Annotated in this window: 21 protein-coding genes and 1 pseudogene; 2 read left to right on the top strand and 20 right to left on the bottom strand. The window is 28.2% G+C overall.

Annotated elements, in window-relative coordinates; translation table 11 throughout:
• Positions 1-71 precede the first annotated feature (71 nt).
• The 3 genes from EPJ79_RS10485 to fusA all read right to left on the bottom strand — a co-directional run bounded on the left by EPJ79_RS10485 (position 72) and on the right by fusA (position 3,492).
• Positions 72-482, bottom strand: coding sequence for a FlgD immunoglobulin-like domain containing protein (locus EPJ79_RS10485; protein ID WP_208745273.1), 411 nt, complete (start codon positions 480-482; stop codon positions 72-74).
• 19 nt (positions 483-501) lie between these two features.
• Positions 502-1,320 (bottom strand): PTS sugar transporter subunit IIA, encoded by an 819-nt coding sequence (locus EPJ79_RS10480; RefSeq protein WP_021957884.1) that lies wholly within the window; start codon positions 1,318-1,320, stop codon positions 502-504.
• An 84-nt stretch (positions 1,321-1,404) separates the two neighbouring features.
• Positions 1,405-3,492: an elongation factor G gene (gene fusA, locus EPJ79_RS10475; protein ID WP_147739442.1), complete on the bottom strand. Its 2,088-nt coding sequence runs from the start codon at positions 3,490-3,492 to the stop codon at positions 1,405-1,407.
• A gap of 475 nt (positions 3,493-3,967) precedes the next feature.
• Between fusA and EPJ79_RS10470 the strand changes: the two genes are divergently transcribed.
• Positions 3,968-4,948, top strand: a complete 981-nt coding sequence (locus EPJ79_RS10470; protein ID WP_147739441.1) for an FkbM family methyltransferase — start codon at positions 3,968-3,970, stop codon at positions 4,946-4,948.
• Positions 4,949-5,020: 72 nt separating this feature from the next.
• Here EPJ79_RS10470 and EPJ79_RS10465 read toward each other — a convergent pair whose 3' ends face one another.
• From EPJ79_RS10465 to EPJ79_RS10445, 5 genes are all read right to left on the bottom strand, one after another.
• Entirely contained in the window at positions 5,021-6,193 is a 1,173-nt protein-coding gene (locus EPJ79_RS10465) for an iron-containing alcohol dehydrogenase (protein ID WP_147739440.1), read from the bottom strand.
• A gap of 98 nt (positions 6,194-6,291) precedes the next feature.
• Positions 6,292-6,645 carry a cyclophilin-like fold protein gene (locus EPJ79_RS10460; RefSeq protein ID WP_244289102.1) on the bottom strand — a complete coding sequence of 118 codons (354 nt, stop codon included), beginning with the start codon at positions 6,643-6,645 and terminating at the stop codon, positions 6,292-6,294.
• Between the two features lie 160 nt (positions 6,646-6,805).
• Entirely contained in the window at positions 6,806-7,474 is a 669-nt protein-coding gene (locus tag EPJ79_RS10455; protein ID WP_147739439.1) for a DUF4405 domain-containing protein, read from the bottom strand.
• A 74-nt stretch (positions 7,475-7,548) separates the two neighbouring features.
• Entirely contained in the window at positions 7,549-8,100 is a 552-nt protein-coding gene (locus EPJ79_RS10450) for a flavodoxin (protein WP_147739438.1), read from the bottom strand.
• 92 nt (positions 8,101-8,192) lie between these two features.
• Complete coding sequence (locus tag EPJ79_RS10445) at positions 8,193-8,672, bottom strand: flavodoxin (protein WP_147739437.1); 480 nt, start codon at positions 8,670-8,672, stop codon at positions 8,193-8,195.
• 227 nt (positions 8,673-8,899) lie between these two features.
• Here EPJ79_RS10445 and EPJ79_RS10440 point away from each other — a divergent pair, with 227 nt between their 5' ends.
• Positions 8,900-9,787, top strand: coding sequence for a LysR family transcriptional regulator (locus tag EPJ79_RS10440; RefSeq protein WP_147739436.1), 888 nt, complete (start codon positions 8,900-8,902; stop codon positions 9,785-9,787).
• A 230-nt stretch (positions 9,788-10,017) separates the two neighbouring features.
• On the opposite strand, the gene EPJ79_RS10435 is transcribed toward EPJ79_RS10440, so the two are convergent.
• The 12 genes and pseudogenes from EPJ79_RS10435 to EPJ79_RS10385 form a co-directional block, all read right to left on the bottom strand.
• Positions 10,018-10,443 (bottom strand): DUF4405 domain-containing protein, encoded by a 426-nt coding sequence (locus EPJ79_RS10435; protein WP_147739435.1) that lies wholly within the window; start codon positions 10,441-10,443, stop codon positions 10,018-10,020.
• An 8-nt stretch (positions 10,444-10,451) separates the two neighbouring features.
• On the bottom strand, positions 10,452-11,927 hold the full coding sequence (locus EPJ79_RS10430; RefSeq protein WP_244289101.1) for a flavodoxin: 1,476 nt from the start codon (positions 11,925-11,927) through the stop codon (positions 10,452-10,454).
• Positions 11,928-12,146: 219 nt separating this feature from the next.
• Positions 12,147-12,878 (bottom strand): aldo/keto reductase, encoded by a 732-nt coding sequence (locus EPJ79_RS10425; RefSeq protein WP_274596002.1) that lies wholly within the window; start codon positions 12,876-12,878, stop codon positions 12,147-12,149.
• Between the two features lie 14 nt (positions 12,879-12,892).
• Complete coding sequence (locus EPJ79_RS12005; RefSeq protein WP_274596001.1) at positions 12,893-13,126, bottom strand: aldo/keto reductase; 234 nt, start codon at positions 13,124-13,126, stop codon at positions 12,893-12,895.
• Between the two features lie 115 nt (positions 13,127-13,241).
• Positions 13,242-14,069: a carboxymuconolactone decarboxylase family protein gene (locus EPJ79_RS10420; RefSeq protein WP_147739434.1), complete on the bottom strand. Its 828-nt coding sequence runs from the start codon at positions 14,067-14,069 to the stop codon at positions 13,242-13,244.
• A 16-nt stretch (positions 14,070-14,085) separates the two neighbouring features.
• Positions 14,086-14,523 carry a cyclophilin-like fold protein gene (locus EPJ79_RS10415; RefSeq protein WP_147739433.1) on the bottom strand — a complete coding sequence of 146 codons (438 nt, stop codon included), beginning with the start codon at positions 14,521-14,523 and terminating at the stop codon, positions 14,086-14,088.
• 83 nt (positions 14,524-14,606) lie between these two features.
• The gene (locus EPJ79_RS10410; RefSeq protein ID WP_147739630.1) at positions 14,607-15,452 is read right to left on the bottom strand and encodes an aldo/keto reductase; all 846 of its coding nucleotides are present in this window, start codon (positions 15,450-15,452) and stop codon (positions 14,607-14,609) included.
• 132 nt (positions 15,453-15,584) lie between these two features.
• On the bottom strand, positions 15,585-16,142 hold the full coding sequence (locus tag EPJ79_RS10405; RefSeq protein ID WP_147739432.1) for a sugar O-acetyltransferase: 558 nt from the start codon (positions 16,140-16,142) through the stop codon (positions 15,585-15,587).
• Positions 16,143-16,230: 88 nt separating this feature from the next.
• A pseudogene (locus tag EPJ79_RS10400) lies at positions 16,231-16,623 on the bottom strand (MerR family transcriptional regulator).
• 182 nt (positions 16,624-16,805) lie between these two features.
• Complete coding sequence (locus EPJ79_RS10395) at positions 16,806-17,498, bottom strand: restriction endonuclease (RefSeq protein ID WP_147739431.1); 693 nt, start codon at positions 17,496-17,498, stop codon at positions 16,806-16,808.
• A 12-nt stretch (positions 17,499-17,510) separates the two neighbouring features.
• Complete coding sequence (locus EPJ79_RS10390) at positions 17,511-18,647, bottom strand: DNA-methyltransferase (RefSeq protein ID WP_147739430.1); 1,137 nt, start codon at positions 18,645-18,647, stop codon at positions 17,511-17,513.
• Positions 18,648-18,888: 241 nt separating this feature from the next.
• A complete protein-coding gene (locus EPJ79_RS10385) occupies positions 18,889-20,001 on the bottom strand; it encodes a glycosyltransferase family 10 domain-containing protein (RefSeq protein ID WP_147739429.1) in 1,113 nt (370 codons plus the stop codon).
• Positions 20,002-20,154 lie beyond the last annotated feature (153 nt).

The following is a 20,154-nucleotide window of genomic DNA, read 5'->3' as shown; positions in this document are numbered from 1 at the left end:
TAGAATGCTTAAAATAGATTATTATGTAAAAAATGTTTTTGTAAAAATAAAGAATAATACGATTAAAAAATCTATTTTATAAAAGTCTTAAACTCTTCAATAAAAGTAGAATCCTGATTATCTTTTATCGTTATCTTTGCCGTATAGACTCCAGCGGGTAAATATTTTCCATTTTTATCTAATCCAGACCATTGGCAAGTTGCTATTTTTTTATTGACAGTTAAATCTTTATTGTCAAGCAAATCTCCAGAAGTAGAATAAATTTCTAATTTTGCATTTATTATCTCTCCGCTTTTTATAGAAACTTTATAAGTCGTGTTTGTTTCTTTTGAATTAAAAGGATTAGGATAATTATAAAAATCTTCTATTCCAGAATTTGGACTTAAAGAACAAGAGTCTATATAAACAATAAAGAAAGCTAAAAAGAAAAATATAACATAATTCTTTTTAGCCATTCTTACAAAATTATTTTTTTTATTCATTGTAATTATTAAATAAAAATTAATCTGTAGTAAATAATATTCTTCCGCAATGGAAACACATTATTATTTGATTCTGTCTTCTAACTTCATTAACCGTCATTTTAGGTATGGCTACATTGCAGGCGCTACATTTATAATTGTCGATTTTTGCCAAAGCCTCGCCCTTGCCTTCTTTAATTCTTTTATAATTTTCCAAAACGGCTACATCTATTTTGCTTAAAATAGTATCTTTATATTTTTTATACTCTTCCAAAACCAAATCCGATTTTTGTTGAGCATGAGTAGAACTGTAAAGCTCATAGGCTTTAATTTGTATATCCGCTCTTTCCAATTCTATTAAGAATTTAATTTGTTTTTCCGCTTCAAATTTTTCGTCTAATTTTTTGAAAGCTTCCAAAACGCTTTGAAGTTCTTCAAAACTTTTTGTTTCCATAACTTTATCAAGTATTTCTTTTTGATTTACCAAGAAGAATATTTGAGATAGATTCAAAAGATAATCTTGCGGATTTTCAAGGTCAGAAAGTATAGCGAACACTAATTTTACGGGCGTTTTTTCGTCAGAATCCGAATCGTAATTAATCTCTTCTTTAAGAAAACCTACGAATATATCGGTTTTTCCGTATCCTTGAATTCTACCATGCGGAACGGCTACTCCGTTTCCAATATTTGTCGTGTATTCGGTTTCTCTCTTTTTTAAAGCGTCAAAAATTGCATCCGCCGATGGAGTTGAAACCGCCGCTATTTTTTCGCTTAAAGTTTTAAATAGCGAATCTTTGTCTTTTGATTCCAAATCTTCAAATACATGTTCTTTTATTATTTTGTCAATTATTTTGAGCATATAATCTCCTATTTAAGTATTTAATTATTATATTATACAATACAAAAAATATCAAATTTTTTATATCGAATTTCAAATCTAAATTCAAGCCGAAGCCTCCAATAAAGCTTTTCTCTCTTCTATAACTTTATCAGCTAAAGGTCCCGTTAACTCTTGATAATGCGAATGTTCCATTTCAAAAGTTCCTCTTCCCGAAGTTGACGCTTTCATTTCTATAGAATAAGTAAGCATTTCCGATAAAGGCACTTCCGCCTTAATCATCTGCACGGTATTAGAAGCCGCATCCATTCCAAGTATTTTCCCCCTTTTCCCCGTAAGTTCGTTCATTATAGAACCCGTAAACTCTTCAGGAACATATACGATAACTTTCATAATTGGCTCTAATAAAACGGGAGAAGCGTTTTTAAATGCCTCTTTTGCCGCCATAGAACCCGCTATTCTAAACGATAATTCATTAGAATCGACATCATGATATTTTCCATCGTAAACTCTCACTTTAATATCAACCATAGGATATTTTCCCAAAGGTCCCTGTTGTAAAGCGTCTTGAATTCCCTTTTCAACTCCAGGAATATATTGTTTTGGTATAGCGCCTCCAAATATATCGTTTACAAATTCGTATCCGCCATCTCTTGGCAAAGGTTCAACTTCTAAATGCACTTCGCCAAATTGTCCGCTTCCGCCCGATTGTTTTTTATGCCTGTATTGAGCCTGCGCTTTCTTTCTTATAGTTTCTCTATATGCAACTCTCGGAACGCTCTGTTCGATTTCCGCTTTAGTTAAGGCAATTACTCTTTCTAACGCCAATTTAACTTGCAAATCTCCCATAGCCTTTATTATAGTTTCTTTAGTTTCGCTGTCGGATTCCACATTAAAAGTTAAATCTTCTTGCGATATAGTATCCAATACTTCCCGAGCTTTAACATCGTTTTTCAATATCTTTATAGCTGTAAAAAATATCGGTTGAGGAATTTTTAAATTTTCAAATTGGAATGGAGAATTCGGCGAGCTTATAGTATCCGCAGTTTTGCAGTCGGATAATTTCGCCAAAACGCCAATATCTCCTGCCGTTATTTCGTCCGTTTCTATTTGTTTTTTTCCTCTTGCCATATATATATGAGCGACTTTTTCTCTTTTTCCTGTCCTTGAATTGTAAATTTCATCGCCGCTTTTTAAACTGCCCGAACGAACTTTAAAAAACGAAATTCTTCCCGCATATTGGTCGATAGTCGTTCTAAATACAAACGCCGCAAAAGGGTCGTTTCCTAATATAGTTCTTTCCGCTTCTTCGTTAGTTATAGGATTTTTTCCTTTAGTTGCAGGAACATAAGAAGGCGAAGGCATATATCTTATTATCGTATCTAAAACCGCTCCCATCCCAATATCTTTTAATGAAGTGCCAAATAATATAGGAACGACTTTATATTGCAATATCGATTTTGTAAGCGCTTCTATATATTCTTCGTCAGAGAATTTATCTCCCGATAAAAATCTTTCGGTTAAAGTGTCGTCAACTTCGCATACCAATTCTTTTAATTTATCTCTTGTCGCTCTGTATTCTTCGTAATATTCTTCGGGAATTTCTTTTTCTACAATATTTCCGTTATCGTCTCTGAAAAAAGCCTTATGATAAATAATATCTATTATGCCTTTAAAATCCTTTCCGTTTCCCATAGGAATTTGAATTGGCACAACGGGAGGCTCTTTAAAATTATGCTCAATTTTTTCAAGCAACTGTTTATGATTAATCATATCCTTATCGATTTTATTGATAAAAATAATTCTAGGTCTTTTAAAATTATTTGCCATCTGCCAATGCTTTTCCGTTTCTATTTGAATTCCAAATTCCGCGTCAATAACGACAATGCAAGATTCTGCGACTCTCAAAGCGGGATTTATCTCTCCGCTAAAATCTCCCGAACCTGGAATATCAAGCAAATTAATTTTATGCTCTTTCCATTCTATAAAGCTTAAAGAAGTGCGAATAGACATATTATGCTTTATCTCTTCGTCCGTATAATCGCTTACGGTTGTTCCTCTTGCAACTTCGCCTTTTTTATCTATGCATTTCGCTCTGAAAAGCAAGGCTTCGTTTAGAGTAGTTTTGCCGCTTCCAACATGCCCTAAAATGGCAACATTGCGGATACTTTCGGGTTTATATACTTTTCCCATAGTCTCTCCTTTTAATACATAAGATTTGTTTAATATTAATGTTTTTACATTTTCTAAAGATGCTTAAAAGATAAGCGGTTTCATAGAAAGCTAAATTATGCATTATGCTTATAGTATAATCAAAAAAATTACAAAAATCAAATTTTTTATTAAATTAATTGCAGAATTTTATATAATTTTTATGTAAAATATATAAAATTATTAATAAAAAAGTAAAAATTAATAATATATCGCTAAAAAATAAAAATTTTATTATAAAATAGATTTATGATACTTGACATTTTTTTATTTTAATTTATAATTTCTCTATGATTATAAAAGTTTTGAGAGCCAACATGAATTCAATTCAATTCAATTCAATTCAATTCAATTCAATTCAATTCAATTCAATTCAATTCAATTCAATTCAATAATTTAATTTTAAAACAAAATTATGTTAACTCATTAAACATTTATTCTTATTCGGGAGAAATTTATGCAAATCGATAATAAAAAAACTATATCGCAAGAATTATTAAACAAATGCAGAAAATTAATTAATAAAAAATTCGATAAAAATAAAATAGAAAAAATCGAAAGCGAAGATAATTTTATCAAAGCCTTAATTGAAGGAGAAAATTTTAATATATTTTACGATATGCTTAAAGAAGAATATTCAAAAAAATTATTTGAAAAAATAGTTAGATACAGATATATGTTAGCATTTTATCCGAATGTTCATCAAAATTTTAAAAGAGAATTATTTTTTAGTATAAAATATGGAACTATTTCAACAATTTTTTGGATTAGAAAAATGATATTTTTTCTTATTACAAAAAGAATTTTCTTGCCAAAAGAAGTAGGAGCTTTTGCATTATTCCATATAATTTCATTAAAACAATACGATGTTAAAAATATTTTTGAAGTAAAAGAAGACGCTACAATATTCGACATTGGCGCTTGGAAAGGCGATACGGCTTATTTCTTTTCAAAAAAATGTTCTAATAAAGCAAGAATATACGCTTTTGAGCCAGACGATTACGCTTTTAAAATATTAGAAAAAATTAAAGATAAATATAAATTAAATAATATAATTACAAAAAATATTTTACTTTCAAACGCCGAAAAAGAAATTGATTTTATTTCAATGATAGAAAATACTCCGACTATAAAGAAAAATGCAATTACGATAGATAAATTTGTCGAAGAAAATAATTTTGAAAAAATAGATTATATAAAAATGGATGTCGAAGGTGCTGAAAAAAATATATTAGAAGGCTCTATAAAAACAATAAAAAAATTCAAGCCATTTTTAGCGATTGCAATTTATCATGGCGGAAAACTTTTTATGGAAGATTTTTACAATATTCCAATATTTATAAAAAATGTTATTAACGAAGATTACGAATATTATATAAGAACTTTTTCGCCTTGGGGCGGAGAGACAATTTTATTTTGCAAGCCTAAAAAAATATAAGGCTACCTCGCTTATAACAAGATAACCTTACATCATTTAGGATTTAAACATGAAAAAACTAATAATATCTTCTTAAAAACTTGCTTTCAATATGGCTTTAATATCGTCTTTATTAAGAACTTTATAACCGCCTTCCATAATTAAAGAACTTTTAACCATACCGTCAAGCATTTCTTCTTTTGCGCCAAGTTCGGTTATATTCATTACAAGCCCGATTTTTTTCATCCAAGCTTCCATTTTAGCCAAACCTTCTTCTGCAATTTCTTTATCAGATTTATTTTCTCCGTTTACATTCCATACATTTATAGCATATCTTTTAAATTTTGCAAGCCCGTAAGGAAGAATATAACGATAATAAGGCATAGAAACCGCAGCAAGCGTCATTCCATGCGTAGCGTCAGTATGAGCGCCAACGCTTTGCCCGAGCATGTGAACTTCCCAATCTTGAGTTTTTCCTTTTGCGACTAATGTATTTAACGCCCAAGTCGCCGTCCACATAATATTGCTTCTTGCTTCATAATCTTTTGGATTTTCAATTGCAATTTCGGAGCTATGAATTAGCGATTTTAAAAGTCCTTCCATAATATAATCGGAAGTGTTATCGTCAGTTCCTGAAAAATATTGCTCTAAAATATGCGACATTATATCGTAAATTCCCGAAACCATTTGATATTTTGGCAAAGTAAAAGTATATTCGGGATTTAATATTGAAAATTTAGGAAATACATTTTCTCCGAAAACATGCCCAATTTTTAATTTTTGAGAATGATTTGTTATAACCGAGCCTCCGTTCATTTCGCTTCCCGTTCCAACCATTGTTAAGACGCAACCTATTGGAATAATTTTAGTTTCTTTATCGACATCTTCAAAACGAATATAATACTTTTCCCAAGCGTCTTCTTTGCAATTTACCGAAACCGAAACGGCTTTAGCATAATCGCAAACCGAACCTCCGCCAACCGCTAAAATGAAATCGGCTTTCGATTTTCTCGCTATGTCCACTCCTTCGTTTAATTTTTCTACCGTAGGATTTGGCATAACTCCCGCGTCTTCAAAAACTTCTTTTCCGTTCTCTTTAAGAATTTTGACAATCTCGTTATAAATTCCGCTCTTTTTAATTGAGCCTCCGCCATAAACAAGCAAAACATTTTTACCGTATTTTGGCAATTCTTTATTAAGTCCTTTAATGGATTCTTTTCCGAAATATAATTTTGTCGGATTACAATAAGTGAAATTTCCAAGCATATTTTTCTCCTTTTTTTTAATTTAATTTTTTAATTTATTGATTTTTAAAATTGCTTTTATTTATTATATCATTGTATTTAATTAAGTGTCAAGTATTTTTAATATTCTATTTCAAAAGTTATATTAATATCTCCTTTGCCAAAAGAGTTTTCCAAATCTTCCGTATTTTTTATATATCCTAATTTAGTATATCTATAACGAGTCGAAAAACTTTTATAAAATATTACCAAACAATTATCGCCAAAAAGCATTATATCGCCTTTATTTATGCTTGCCACATTTTCGCTTGAAGTCGAAAAACTTTTAGAAAAATTATAATATTTTTCATTTCCGTTTAAATCGCTCATAGTTATAGTAATAGGAAATTTTTTTATTAATTCTTTTGTAGTTGAATTATCGTATAAAATCGCTTCGTATTTTTTATTTTTAATCGTTATTATAATATTTTGCATATTATCTCCAAACGCATTACAATTTATAAAAAATAACATAAAAGTTAAAATAAACCGCATGCGATAATTATTTAATATTTTATTTTGCATAATTTTATTTTCCTTTCAAATCAAATTTATAATTTATTTTTAGTATTTCAATTATTATATTAATAACAAACTACTTATTTAAACTAAATCCTTTACTAGAATAATTAGAAAAATAATAAGTTATAAAAATAAATAATCCCATAATTGCCAAATAATCTAAAAAGAAAAATATAATCGCCTCGTCATAATCAAAAAAAGCGTAATCTATAAGAAGAAACATTTTCTCGTATAATCTTCGTTTTACAAAAGAAAATATTCCATAAATTGCAATCGATATTCCTAAAATATTTATCAATATTCTTAAAATAATAGCTTTAATTTTTTTTAATTTCATCATACCAATAAACATTCCCCAATGCATTCCAATATGAGCTGAAATAAAAACGAAAATCCAAGAAGCCGAAAGCATATGAAGTCTGCGATTAAACATTCCGCCTCCATCCAAATTAAGAAAGAATAAAACTTTACGGGAAAACATTATTCCGCTTATCATTAAACCGAGCATGCAAATTATAAGCATAGTATTAATAAAAGTATTCAATATTCTATTAAAGCTATATTTTCCTTTAAATAAACTTTTATACCAATTAAAATTAAGAATATGATGAAGTATAAAGAAAAAGAATAGAGAAAAACCCAAATATTCATGAATCGTATCCCCCGTCCAATGATATGCGGTAAGTAAAAATAATAATATAGTCATAATTATATCTACAAAAATTTTTATTATCTTTTTCATTTTTTCTTTACCTAAATATTTTTATTAAGGCTGATAAAATTTTACATTTTATCAAGCCCTAATAAAAATTAAATTTACAGAAGCCCTATTTTTTTAAGCCAATTTCTTATATCGTTTTCAGAGTTTCTAACCGAACTTCCGCTTATAGCCAAACTTTCAAGTATATTCGCGTTTGGGTATAAAGCTTTTAAATCGTTGACGCTTCTTCCGAGTCTTGAGCCTGCATGCGTGCATAGAAGAGCGATTTTTTTAGAAGAAATATCTCTATTATCGATTAGAAATTTTTTCACGGCTTGAGGATAAGTTCCCCACCAATTTGGAAAAGCGACAATAATCGTATCGTATTGAGATAAATTATTTACATTTCCGTTTAGCTCGGGAAGAAAATCGGTTCTCTGTTCCTCTCTCGCTTGATTAACGCATTGACTATAATCTGTTGGATAAGGATTTTTAACCGTTATCTCAAATATATCCGCTCCCGTTAATCTTTTAGTATTTTCGGCGGCTACTCTAGTATTTCCGCCCCAAGAAAAATAAACTATAAGCGTTTTGCTATTTTGAGCGTTTAGAAAAGCTCCCGTAAAAAATATTAAACTTGTTAAAAATATTATAATTCTTTTTGTCATTTATTTTCTCCTTTTTTTTAATTTTTTTGTTTTTTAATTTTTTTAATTTAAATTTTAATTTTATTTTTTATTTTTCCTCCTTCATTAAAAAATTATTTGTTTAATCCTAAACTTTCAAGCCATCTTTTTATGCTTAATCGATTTGCTCCAAAATTAAATCGTTTTCCTGTTTTAAATATGGCTTTAGGACAACATTTTTGCATATAACGAGGCGCAGGCTCAAGTTCGCTTCCTCCGCTTGTGCAAAAAGGAACTATAATTTTACCGCTAAAATCGTAAGCTTCTAAAAAGCTAAAAATTATATTCGGGGCGTTATACCACCAAATTGGAAAACCTATAATAATAGCGTCAAATGGCGAAATGTCTATTCTATTTGAAATCTCTGGACGAGAGTTTTTGTCTTTGCATTCTATAGTAGAACGGCTTTTATTATCTGTCCAATCTAAATCCGCTTTACTGTAAGGAACTTTTGGGATTATTTCAAATAACTTCGCTCCCGAAACTTCAGCGATATTTTCGGCAACTTCTTTTGTAATTCCGCTTGCGCTAAAATAAGCTACTAATATATTCATTTTCTCTCCTTAAAAATTTTAAAAATAATTTATTAATTTTTAATTATTATAACATTAGAGTTAACTCTATAGTCAATAGTAAAATTTAATTTTTTTTAATTTAATTAATCAATGGTTTGAATTTTAAAATATTAAATAATTTGAAGCAAATACTTTTATTTTATATCTGTTTATACTTGAAAAGTATTGCAAGCTATGATATTATGATTATAAAAACAAGGATGCAAATGGAATTCAGAGCTTTAAAATATTTCTTAATAGCCGCAAGAGAAGGCAGTATAACCAAAGCCGCTAATCGTCTTAATCTAACTCAACCTAATCTTTCAAGGCAAATAAGTTCTCTTGAAAGAGATATTGGCAAAAAACTTTTTATAAGAAGCAATTATAAAATAAAACTTACAAGCGAAGGCGTTTTACTTAAAAAAAGAGCCGAAGAGATAATGGATTTAATAGACAAGACAAGAACGGAGTTTAAATCAAATGACAAAATAATAGCGGGAGACATTTATATAGGAACTGCGGAAACTAAAGCGATAGATTTAATAGCTAAAATAATAAAAGAAATGCAAAACGATTATCCTAATATAATTTATCATATTCATAGCGGAAATTATGGAGATATAACCGACAAACTTGATAACGGATTAATAGATTTTGGAGTTTTGATAGAACCAGCCGATTTGTCTTTATACGATTATATAGAAATACCGACAGAAGAAGTTTGGGGAATATTGGCAAGAAGAGATTCTAAAATTGCTAAAAAGAAATTTATAGAGAAAAAAGATTTACTCAATTTGCCTATTATAGTTCCTAAAACATTGATGCATAATAAATCCGACAATAATAAATTTTTACAATGGTTTAAAGACGATATTGAAAAACTTAATATAGTTCTTACTAAAAACCTCGTTTATAGTTCAATTTTTATGGTAAAAGAAGGAATAGGATATTCTCTTACGATTATCGATATAAATAATAAAGATATTTGTTTTATTCCGTTAAAGCCTAAACTTAAACCAAGAATAAATATAGTTTGGAAAAAAGGACAGATATTTTCTCAAGCGGGAAAAATATTTTTAGATAAACTTTGCGATAAATTAGAAATTAAAAATTAAGTTTATTTTTTCGCGTTTGCAAAATTTGCAAATAAATAAAAAGCCTGACATATTGATAGAGTAATAATTGAATATTCTATATAGAAAATAAGAATATTATAATTAAAAATATTTTTAGGAATCATAAACATAGATTTCCAAAGTTCGCTTTTAATAAAGAAAAATACGCCTAAAGCTAAAAATATAAAAAATAAAAAATTATAAATATAAATTAAATATTTTTTATTCGTTTATTTTATAATTCTAATAATTTTTTTAAATGCCGAATTCGTATGAAGTCCCAAATGCAATGCCGTAAAAATAAATCCCCAAGCTGTTGACGACACATGCAAATCTCTAGCAAACTGCGTTGATATGAAAGGCGAAAATGAAAACACGCTTCCCGACATCATTACCGAACTTATAGCCATTAAAATCATATCGGTAAGCAAAATAAAATCTATTATTGCAAATGATTTTCTTGTCCAATTATATTTTCCTTTGTTAAGCCCGAAATACCAACGAATATTTAATAAATGATGAATTATAAAGAGAGTAAAAAGAACGCATCCTAAAACTCCATGCAAGAATAATCCTCTGCCCGCTCTATAACTCATTAAGTAAATAAATATAAAAAACATTATTATATCTATTAAAATTTTTATCTTTCGTTTCATTATAATTTTTAATTTATCTCTCTTATTCCGTTTTCTTTAAGCCATTCTGAAATTCTTCCTGAAAGTCCTCTGCCTCCCGAATAATTAAATTCAAATCCAAAACCTACATAAGAATCTTTAACTAATTTCGATAAATCAGAAACGCTATCTCCAAACATAGTTCCTCCATGACTGCTAAACGGTATAATAATTTTTCCTTTTAAATCGTATTCTTCAATAAAAGTAAAAACGGGCATAGGCATGGTAGCCCACCAAGTTGGATAACCTAAAAGTATAATATCGTATTGAGCCATATTTTGAACTCTATCTTTTAATTTTGGACGAACATTTTTATTTAAATCTATTTGAGAGACTTCGTAAATATTTCCTCGATAAGGTTTTTCCATGTTTATTTCAAATAAATCGCCTCCCGTTTTTTGCCTTATTATTCTAGCTGCATTTTCGGTATTTCCGCTATAAGAAAAATATGCGATTAATATTTTCGGATTTTGAGGCATTCTTATATTTAAAGAATAAGTTGTCGTTATTGTTTCGTTTATAGCTTGAGAATTTCTAGCTATACGAAATCCTAAATTTCTATCTTTACTCAAAGGATTTGCAGCTGAACGATAGGCGCTTCTTAAATGTTTTGCAAAGTCGTTATAGCTTCCGCCTCTATTTACTCTGAGAGAACCGCTAATTGCTCCAACGGGATTAACCGTATTTATCGTATCGTAATTTCCGTAATAATCAAAACACCATTCTGAAACATTTCCATACATATTATAAATTCCAAATTGATTCGCGGACAAACTATTAACATTAATCGTGTTTCCTCTATAACTACTCGTCACAACGGTTGAATCTCTTCTATTTACATAATTTTCTTCTATTAAATAAGGATAACTGCCATAAAAATTGGCATTTGCGCTCGTTATTTGATTTCCATGATTAAATATTGTAGTCGTCCCAGCTCTCGCCGCATATTCCCATTCCGCTTCCGTTAGGAGTCTGTATCCGTTTGCCGTTCTATTCCATCTTACCGTATTTCCTTCTATAGAATATACGGGAGTTAGTCCTCTTTTTTCGCTTAATTTATTGCAATAATTAACGGCGTCAAACCAAGTTATATTTTCTACAGGTAGATTATCGCCTGAAAAATAGCTCGGATTATTTCCTATTATTTCTCTATAATCTTTTTGAGTCACTTCGTAAGGGTCGATATAAAAAGAATTTATAGTTACCGTATGTTGAGTTTCGTCTCTATTTCTCTGTCTTTCGTTATTCGGACTTCCCATAGTAAAAGTTCCGCCTTTTATTAAAATAAGATTATCCGAAAATTGGGTATAGCTTGGAGTTATATTTATTTCTTTTTCTGTTTTTATAATTTCCATACTTTCTAAAGTTTTTATGTCTCTCTCTGTATTGAAAAAATAAATTCCAAAACCAGCTATTGCAAAAATTAAAACCGCTATTGTTAAAGCAATAATTTTTGTTTTTATCATTGTTTCTCCTTTTTTATTTAATGTTTTAATTATTCAGATTTTAAAATATTAAATAATTTGAAGCAAATACTTTTATTTTATATCCGTTTATACTCAAAAGGCATAACTAAAAAATATTATATTTTTTTAATATATTAAATAAATAAGGTTGCCTGCAGAATTGCAAGACAACCTTTAATTTAAGGACTAAATATAAGAAATTTATATAAAATTAATTTTCTATCTTCCAACTTTATCCGCTAATTCTTTAGGATATCTATCTCCTTGAATTACTATTTTTGAAAGAGCTTCGTTTATATCTTTTAATTCTTCTTCGCTTAATACGACATCGGCGGAAGAAACATTTTCTTTTAATCTGTCTAAACTTCTAGTTCCAGGTATAGGGACTATAAAACTTTTTTGAGCCAATACCCAAGCCAAAGCGACTTGAGATAAAGTTATATTCTTTTTATTGGCAATATCTCTTATAAGTTCAACCAATACCTGATTAGCTTCAAGATTTTCTTTTTTGAATCTTGGAACTATATTTCTAAAATCTCCGCTTTTAAATTCGGCGTCTTTCTTTATGCTTCCCGTTAAAAAACCTCTACCTAAAGGAGCGAAAGGAACAAATCCAATATTCAATTCCTCTAATAAAGGCAATATTTCTTTTTCGGGTTCTCGCCACATCATAGAATATTCGCTTTGAATAGCGGTTAATTTGCAAACGGAATCGGCTTTTCTTATAGTATCAGCTCCTGCTTCCGAAAGTCCCCAATGTTTAACTTTTCCTTCTTTAATCAAATCTTTTATTGTAGAAGCGACTTCTTCAATCGGAGTATTTGTATCCACTCTATGAAGATAATACAAATCTATAGTTTCTAATCGCAATCTTTTAAGCGAACCGTCTATTGATTTTCTTATAACTTCTGGTTTTGAGTTGGGAGTTAAGACTTTTTTATCCGTTTCCAAACCAAATTTTGTGGCTAAATCACATTGTTTTTATAAGGTTTCAAAGCTTCGCCTACAAGCTCTTCGTTAATAAACGGTCCGTAAATTTCCGCAGTATCGAAAAATGTCACGCCCAAATCTATAGCTTTATGAATAAGCGTAATCATCTCTTTTTTATCTGACAGCTCTCCATATCCATGACTCATTCCCATGCATCCGAGTCCTATTGCAGACACTTCCAAATATTTTCCTAAAATTCTTTTTTGCATTTTATTTCTCCTTTGCCATTTGGCATTAATATAATTTATTTAGTTTTTAATTTATTGCATTATTATAACATTGGAGTTAACTCCAGAGTCAATAGTAAAATTTAATTTTTTTAATTTAATTAATTCCGTTTATTATAGTTATTGCGTTTAAAGTTCTCGGATAACCTATATACGGAATGCATTGAGTAACCGCTTCTATAAGTATGTCTTTATCGTTGCCCATAGAAATATTGGCTTTTGCATGGCTTGTCGCTTGAGGCTCTGCTCCGCCTAAAGATATTAACATTATAAAAGTCAAAAGCTCTCTCGTCTTCAAATCCAAACCTTCTCTCGTATAAAAATCTCCAAAACACATTGCCGACAAATAATTTTGAATATGTTTTAAATTTTCTGGAGCGTTTTTATGCATATCTAAAATTATATTTCCAAATATGTTTGTTTGAGCCGATAAACCTTTTTCAAATTTCGTCTCTTCATTTACCGTAGCTTGAGATTTCAAAGGCAGTTTTATATTTTTATCTTTAAAAACTTTATTCGCTTCTTCTAAAACCGTAAATACTCTCGGAAAACCAACATAAGGCGCGCATTGATACAAAGCCTCATTTATTTCTATTGCGCTTGCACCTACATTTAAAGCCGCTTCTACATGTTCCGCTATCATGTTGTTGCCCTGACTTGCCGTAAGAGACACTAAAGTTATAAGTTCTCTTAATTTAGGCTCTAAATTTCCATGATTATAAACTTCTCCGTAAACAAAATTATTAAATATATTTTGCAAATCTTCGTCTTCTTTTGAAACTGCAAAATCTCTCTTCAATAATTCTTTATATTTTTCTTTTGCTTTCATTGTTATTCCTCCAAAATTATTTAATTGATTTTGCAAATTTTTTGAGCATGAAATAATAAGCAAAACCGCAATTACTAAATATTTTATCTTTTTCATTAACAACTCTTTAATTTTATTTTTTAACTACTTCTATTCTAACTTCAAAATCTTCTTGCATATTTGCAAGTTTATCAATATCTTTTAATTCTCCGATTTTAATTAAACTTCGAGAGTATCTAAAGTCTCTGTAAAAAATAGCAAGATTTCCCCAAGGGACATAATAAGAAATATCTCCTTTTTTTGGAGTAAATCCTTCTGGTTCTCCTTGAGCCGATAATTTTTTAGGCAAATAGCTTATTTTTTCGGTAGAATTATAATCTTCAAATTTTAGACTTGCTGGCAATTGAGATAAAAATTCTTTTCCGCTTTGAGTATTTAAAATCTCTCCGTAAATTTCATTTCCTGCAAAAGTCATTTTTATCATAGTTTTTCCTCCAATATCGTTTTGGGCTAAAATAATAATTTGAAATAATATTATAAAGCCTAAAATATAGATTAATTTTTTTAACATAATTTATTTTCCTTCTATTAATTTAATTTTAATATTATAACATTGGAGTTAACTCCAATGTCAATATTAAAATATAATCTAAATCAAATTTTTCTACCGATAAGAAATTTTACGATTTCTACATCGCTATGGCTAAAAAATAAACTTTTTCCCGTATCCATAGATTTTATTTTATCCATGTCGTCTGCAGAAAGTTCAAAATCGAAAATATTAAAGTTTTCAATTATTCTCTCTTTATGAACGCTTTTTGGAATAACTACAACATTTCTTTGTATAAGCCATCTTAATATAACTTGAGCGACAGATTTATTATATTTCTTTCCTATTTCCGACAAAATAGGATTTGTAAACATATCATTTCTACCTTCGGCAAAAGGTCCCCAAGATTCTATTTGCGTTCCGTAATTTTTCATTATCTCGTTATCGTATTCTCTTTGAAAAAATGGATGAGTTTCTATTTGATTAATCGCTGGTTTAATTTTATTATGTTCCGCCAAATCCATTAATCTATCGGGATAAAAATTGCAAACTCCAATCGCTCGGACTTTTTTATTTTCTAACAATTCTTCCATAGCTCGCCATGAACCGTAATAATCTCCGAAAGGTTGATGGATTAAATATAAATCCAAATAATCCAACTGCAATTTTTCCATAGAAACTTCAAAACCTTTTTTAGCGTTTTCGTATCCCGCATTGTTAATCCATAATTTAGTCGTTATAAATAATTCTTTTCTATTTATACCGCTTTCTTTTATCGCATCTCCAACCGCTTTCTCGTTGAAGTATGCAGAAGCGGTGTCGATTAATCTGTAGCCCGTTTCCAAAGCATCCAAAACCGCTCTCTTGCATTCGTCATAATCGGGTATTTGATATACTCCGAAACCTAATATTGGCATTTCCACGCCGTTGTTTAATTTTGCCGTAGGCACGGCTTTACCGAAATTTTGCATTGTAATTTCTCCTTTTGTTTTTATTTATTTTTTATTTTATAGTTTAATTATATCATTGGAGTTAACTCTATAGTCAATATGTAATTTGATTTTTTAATTATTATAATATTTTTATTTTTCCAATTCTCTTAATTTTTTAGCGGGAATTCCAGCGACTAAAGTATTGTCTGGAACATCTTTAGTCACAACCGAACCAGCCGCTATAATCACATTATTGCCTATATTAATTCCTGGCAGTATAACGCAATTTCCTCCAATCCACACATCGTTTCCTATATTAACGGGTTTTGCTTGAGCGAGTTTCATTCTTCTTCCGCTTGCCGTAAGAGGATGCCCAACCGTTGTTATCAAAGTATTCGGTCCTATCATACAATAATCTCCTATATTGACTGTAGCTATATCCAATATTGTAACATTATAATTTGCCACAAAATCTTTTCCCACATGTATATTTTTTCCATAGTCGCAATAAAATCCCGTATTGATATAAGCCTTATCTTTAACCGAGCCTAATAATTCTTTTATCGCTTTAAATTGTTCTTCAAAATTATCCGCTTCTATAGAATTAAATTTTTTACATTTTATTATAGCTTCCGTCTTTCTTTGAGCCACTTCATCGTCAAAAAAAGAATATTCTAAACCCGCTTCTAATTTTTGTAATTCCGTCATATTATTTACTCCTTGATTTTTAATATTTAATAATTTTTTAATTATAACATTGGAGTTAACTCCAGAGTCAATATTAAAGTTTCATTTTTTACTTCTTATTTTTCTTTTTTAATAAATCTTTTTCTCTTTCCACTAAAATTTTTTCGTAATTTTTGATTTTATAATTTATTCTGTCAAAAGTGTTTTGAATTTCTTCAAGCCTTTCTTTTATTACATCTTTTTGAGAAATTAGTAATTGTTTTCTCGCTTCTAATGTCACATCTCCTTTTTTGTAAAGCTTAATATATTCTATTAAAGCCTCTATCGACATTCACGCATTTCGCATACATTTTGAGAATTCTATCCATCCTAAATCCTCTTCGGTATAATTTCTTATTCCCGATTCTGTTCTGTTTACTTCGGGAATTAATCCTATTCTTTCGTAATATCTTAAAGTATCCGCCGAAAGATTTACTTTTTTGCTTACTTCCGCTATAGTCATAATTTTCTCCTTAAAAAATTTTGATTATTAAAATATTTAAAAATTATAAAATATTATTAATTATTATATTATAACATTGGAGTTAACTCCAGAGTCAATAGCAAAATACGACTTTATTTAGATATTTTAATTAATTAGTAATTTGAATTTTATTATACTTGAAAAATATAATTAAAAAATAATTATAAATATTTTCTCAATTCGTTTTCCATTAATTTAATTGTTTTATTTAAAATATTTTCTTCCAAAGGTTTAAAATTTTTGTGTATAGGCTTATTAATATTTCTTTCGCCTTTTAATAAAGTTATTATATTTAAATCTACATCTTCAAAATAACTCATTATTGAGTGAGTCGATTTTGAGCCGTATATAGTTTCTGGCAACTCTGAATAATCTCCGCCTAATTGACTTTCTAATTGAAATAAATAACATGATATATTTGGAAAAATAGTTTTTAGCAAATGAAAATCTATTAAAATTCTTTTTATCATAGCGTTTTCAGTGTAGGCTTTGCATTCTATTCCAATAACAAATTTATTATCTATAAAAACATGTTTATCTACGCTTAAACCGTGATAATAATATTTTTTATTGTCGGTTATATATTTTCTCACTTCTTCGTTTTTAATATTTTTTATATAACTTTCTTTTATAGGAAGTTTAATTTTCTCCGAATTTATTTCTAATCTGTTTGGATTTCCATTTAAATTATTCCAAGCTATTTTTATAATTTCTTCGGTTATATGTTCTTGTAATTTTCCTTTAACGCTTCTTATAACTCCGCCATAAGCTCTATTATTTTGTTTGGAAGCGTCTTTATCTATAACTTTAACTATGCTATTATAATCTTGTATAATATCTTTTACAGAATACATATTTTATTTTTCCTATGAATTGAATAAATCTTTTTCTTTTTTAGATATATTCAAGCAGTCATTTAATCTATCTTCTGCGGTTTTACAATATTCTTCCGATATATCAATTCCTATAAATTTTCTATTTAATTGTTTGGCTACTTTCGTAGTCGTTCCCGCTCCATTAAAAGGGTCAAGAACAATATCGTTTTTGTAAGAAAATAATTTAAGTAATCTTTTAACTAATTCTTCAGGAAACATAGCGTCATGTTTATATTTTTTCATGTTTCTTTCTGGCGCTATACTCCATTTTCCGTAAACCCATTTTTTAAACTCTTCAGAATCTATATCTATATTATTTTTATCGCCTTCTTTTTTTAAAGAATTTTTGCAAAATATTTCTACAAACTCCCAAGAATATTTTAAATAAGGCGAAGAAGGACTTTTCCAACTTCCCCAAGTGCAATATTTACAATTATAATTATTCTTTTCCCAAATTATCTCGCCTTTCCAAATTAAGCCCTCTTTTAAGAAAAAATTACTTATCAAATGATGCGTTGGAATATAATCCGAAAACATAGGCTGAACATTTATAATAATTCTTCCGCTATCTTTCAAAACTCTAACGCATTCTCTAAAAATATTAAATAATTTATTAAAATAATCTTCCCAAATATTCACATCGTTTGTATTCTCGTAATTTATACCAAAATTGTAAGGAGGCGAAGTTAATACTATATCGATGCAATTATCTGGAAATTTTTTTATTAGCTCCAAAGAATCGGTGCAATGAATTTTATTTACAAATTTTTTATTAATTTCATTATTTGTATTTTTGAAATCTTTTTTATAATATTCGTAAGCCAATCTTTTTTTGCTGTTTTGTTTTTTATTTTTTACTCTCTTCTCTTTATTGAAACTTTTAAAAACTATTTTACCGTTGGAGCTTGAAAAAGAATGAATTTTATATAATTCTTCTATAGTTTTTTGTATCAAAGGATTATATTTTATAGTTTCAAGCAATTTTATATCTACTGTGTCGAAATTAAGAATAATATTAGTTTTATCTGCAAAAGTATTTATGCCCGAAGAATTGAGCAAAGGCAAAGCATGATTAATATCGTTTATATTATAAATATTTTCTATTTTTAAGGTTTTATATTCTTGCATTTTAATTCTCTGATTATATTATAAAATTAGTATAAATATAAATTAAGAAAAATTCAATAAATAGAATTTTAGCGTTTTATAAATAATAATTTTTAAATTATATTTGCATGTATAATTTGTCTAATTTATTTTTTTATATTGCTTTACCCCATTAAATAAAGTAACTAGGCTAAATCCATAGCAATGTCAATATTTTTATTAATTTCTATTAGATTTTAAATATAGATTATTATAATTATTTTTATTGCTTTTGAATTAAATCTTGAATAAGTTCTTCTAATCTATCATGTAATTGTTTTATTTGATTGTAAATATAATCCGTTGCATTATCCTTTATTAATCTCGGTTGTGAAATAAAATTATTATAATACTCTTCGTCTTTATGCAATCTTTCTATTTCTTTAAGCAATTCTTTATTGTCAGAATCTTTTTCCCAATATAAAATAGAATTTTTATTAATTATATTTGGTTCAATATTTCTATCGCCGTTCCAAATAGGAATGCATCCCGAATTAAAAGCGTCAAATAATTTTTCCGTTATATAACCGTCTTCTATTACATTTTCAGGGCAAATATTAAATTTAAATTGTTTTAAATATTCTAATTTATTATCGTTAAATTCATTTTTTAAAGAATCGTCATTATGAAGAAATTTACTTGGACAATATATTTTATCTATCTTTGATATATGATTATACATTGTCGCTCTTAAATTATTCGCTCCTCCCCAAGTGGCAATTAACGAAGCAAATTTTGTTTTAGTATATTTAGTTTCGTTTATTTCAATAACTTTTTTATAAATATTATCTTTATTAAGATTGATGCATGCAAAATAATATATCCACAAAGGAATCCTTATATAATTTTCATGTTTTATATGATTCATACCCAATGATAGATTAACATATTTTAAACAATTATCTTTATATTCGGAACGAAAAATATGAGCTTCGCAAGTCCAAAATATTTTTATTTTTGATTTAGATTCGATTATTTTACTTTTTGGACCATATACCGAAAAAACTTCAATATCGCAATCGCCTTGAGTATATGACAATAATAAAAGTTTATTATACTTATTACAAATATTAGTTAATAATTGGAAAAAATTATCTTTTTCAAAATAAGTATAATTAGGATACCACGCATTTGTAATTTTCATGTAAATTGAATTGCTATAAAAATCTTTATGTATTAATTTAAATTCTCTTTTATATTCTATAATGTGTTCTTGCAATTCTTTTTTCAAATCTTCTATTTCTAATATATTATAACATATTTTTCTTAAAAGATATCTTAAATTTCTAAAAGGAATAAACCATAATATTTTATCTAAAAGTTTTTTATAGTCCATAATTATTCCTAAAAACTATAGATATAATTGGTATATTATTTAGTATAGATAATAATACATTTACTACATTAGAACATGTGACAATATCTGCTTGAATTGAATTGAATTGAATTGAATTGAATTGAATTGAATTGAATTGAATTCTTTCAAACA

Source organism: Brachyspira aalborgi (assembly GCF_008016455.1).
Taxonomy (GTDB): domain Bacteria; phylum Spirochaetota; class Brachyspiria; order Brachyspirales; family Brachyspiraceae; genus Brachyspira; species Brachyspira aalborgi.
This window is presented reverse-complemented; position numbering and strand designations above follow the sequence as displayed.

Bases quoted from the DNA above. Each gene is read 5' to 3' on its own strand.
- EPJ79_RS10465 (WP_147739440.1), bottom strand. From the start codon at position 6,193: ATGCTTGGAAATTTCACTTATTGTAATCCGACAAAATTATATTTCGGA.
- EPJ79_RS10445 (WP_147739437.1), bottom strand. From the start codon at position 8,672: ATGAATATATTAGTAGCTTATTTTAGCGCAAGCGGAATTACAAAAGAA.
- EPJ79_RS10420 (WP_147739434.1), bottom strand. From the start codon at position 14,069: ATGAAAAAGATAAAATATTTAGTAATTGCGGTTTTGCTTATTATTTCA.
- EPJ79_RS10390 (WP_147739430.1), bottom strand. From the start codon at position 18,647: ATGCAAGAATATAAAACCTTAAAAATAGAAAATATTTATAATATAAAC.
- fusA (WP_147739442.1), bottom strand. From the start codon at position 3,492: ATGGGAAAAGTATATAAACCCGAAAGTATCCGCAATGTTGCCATTTTA.
- EPJ79_RS10395 (WP_147739431.1), bottom strand. From the start codon at position 17,498: ATGTATTCTGTAAAAGATATTATACAAGATTATAATAGCATAGTTAAA.
- EPJ79_RS10405 (WP_147739432.1), bottom strand. From the start codon at position 16,142: ATGACGGAATTACAAAAATTAGAAGCGGGTTTAGAATATTCTTTTTTT.
- EPJ79_RS10385 (WP_147739429.1), bottom strand. From the start codon at position 20,001: ATGGACTATAAAAAACTTTTAGATAAAATATTATGGTTTATTCCTTTT.
- EPJ79_RS10460 (WP_244289102.1), bottom strand. From the start codon at position 6,645: ATGCAAAATATTATAATAACGATTAAAAATAAAAAATACGAAGCGATT.
- EPJ79_RS10430 (WP_244289101.1), bottom strand. From the start codon at position 11,927: ATGATAAAAACAAAAATTATTGCTTTAACAATAGCGGTTTTAATTTTT.
- EPJ79_RS10480 (WP_021957884.1), bottom strand. From the start codon at position 1,320: ATGCTCAAAATAATTGACAAAATAATAAAAGAACATGTATTTGAAGAT.
- EPJ79_RS10455 (WP_147739439.1), bottom strand. From the start codon at position 7,474: ATGAAAAAGATAATAAAAATTTTTGTAGATATAATTATGACTATATTA.
- EPJ79_RS10485 (WP_208745273.1), bottom strand. From the start codon at position 482: ATGAATAAAAAAAATAATTTTGTAAGAATGGCTAAAAAGAATTATGTT.
- EPJ79_RS10435 (WP_147739435.1), bottom strand. From the start codon at position 10,443: ATGAAACGAAAGATAAAAATTTTAATAGATATAATAATGTTTTTTATA.
- EPJ79_RS10440 (WP_147739436.1), top strand. From the start codon at position 8,900: ATGGAATTCAGAGCTTTAAAATATTTCTTAATAGCCGCAAGAGAAGGC.
- EPJ79_RS10415 (WP_147739433.1), bottom strand. From the start codon at position 14,523: ATGTTAAAAAAATTAATCTATATTTTAGGCTTTATAATATTATTTCAA.
- EPJ79_RS10450 (WP_147739438.1), bottom strand. From the start codon at position 8,100: ATGACAAAAAGAATTATAATATTTTTAACAAGTTTAATATTTTTTACG.
- EPJ79_RS12005 (WP_274596001.1), bottom strand. From the start codon at position 13,126: ATGCAAAAAAGAATTTTAGGAAAATATTTGGAAGTGTCTGCAATAGGA.
- EPJ79_RS10470 (WP_147739441.1), top strand. From the start codon at position 3,968: ATGCAAATCGATAATAAAAAAACTATATCGCAAGAATTATTAAACAAA.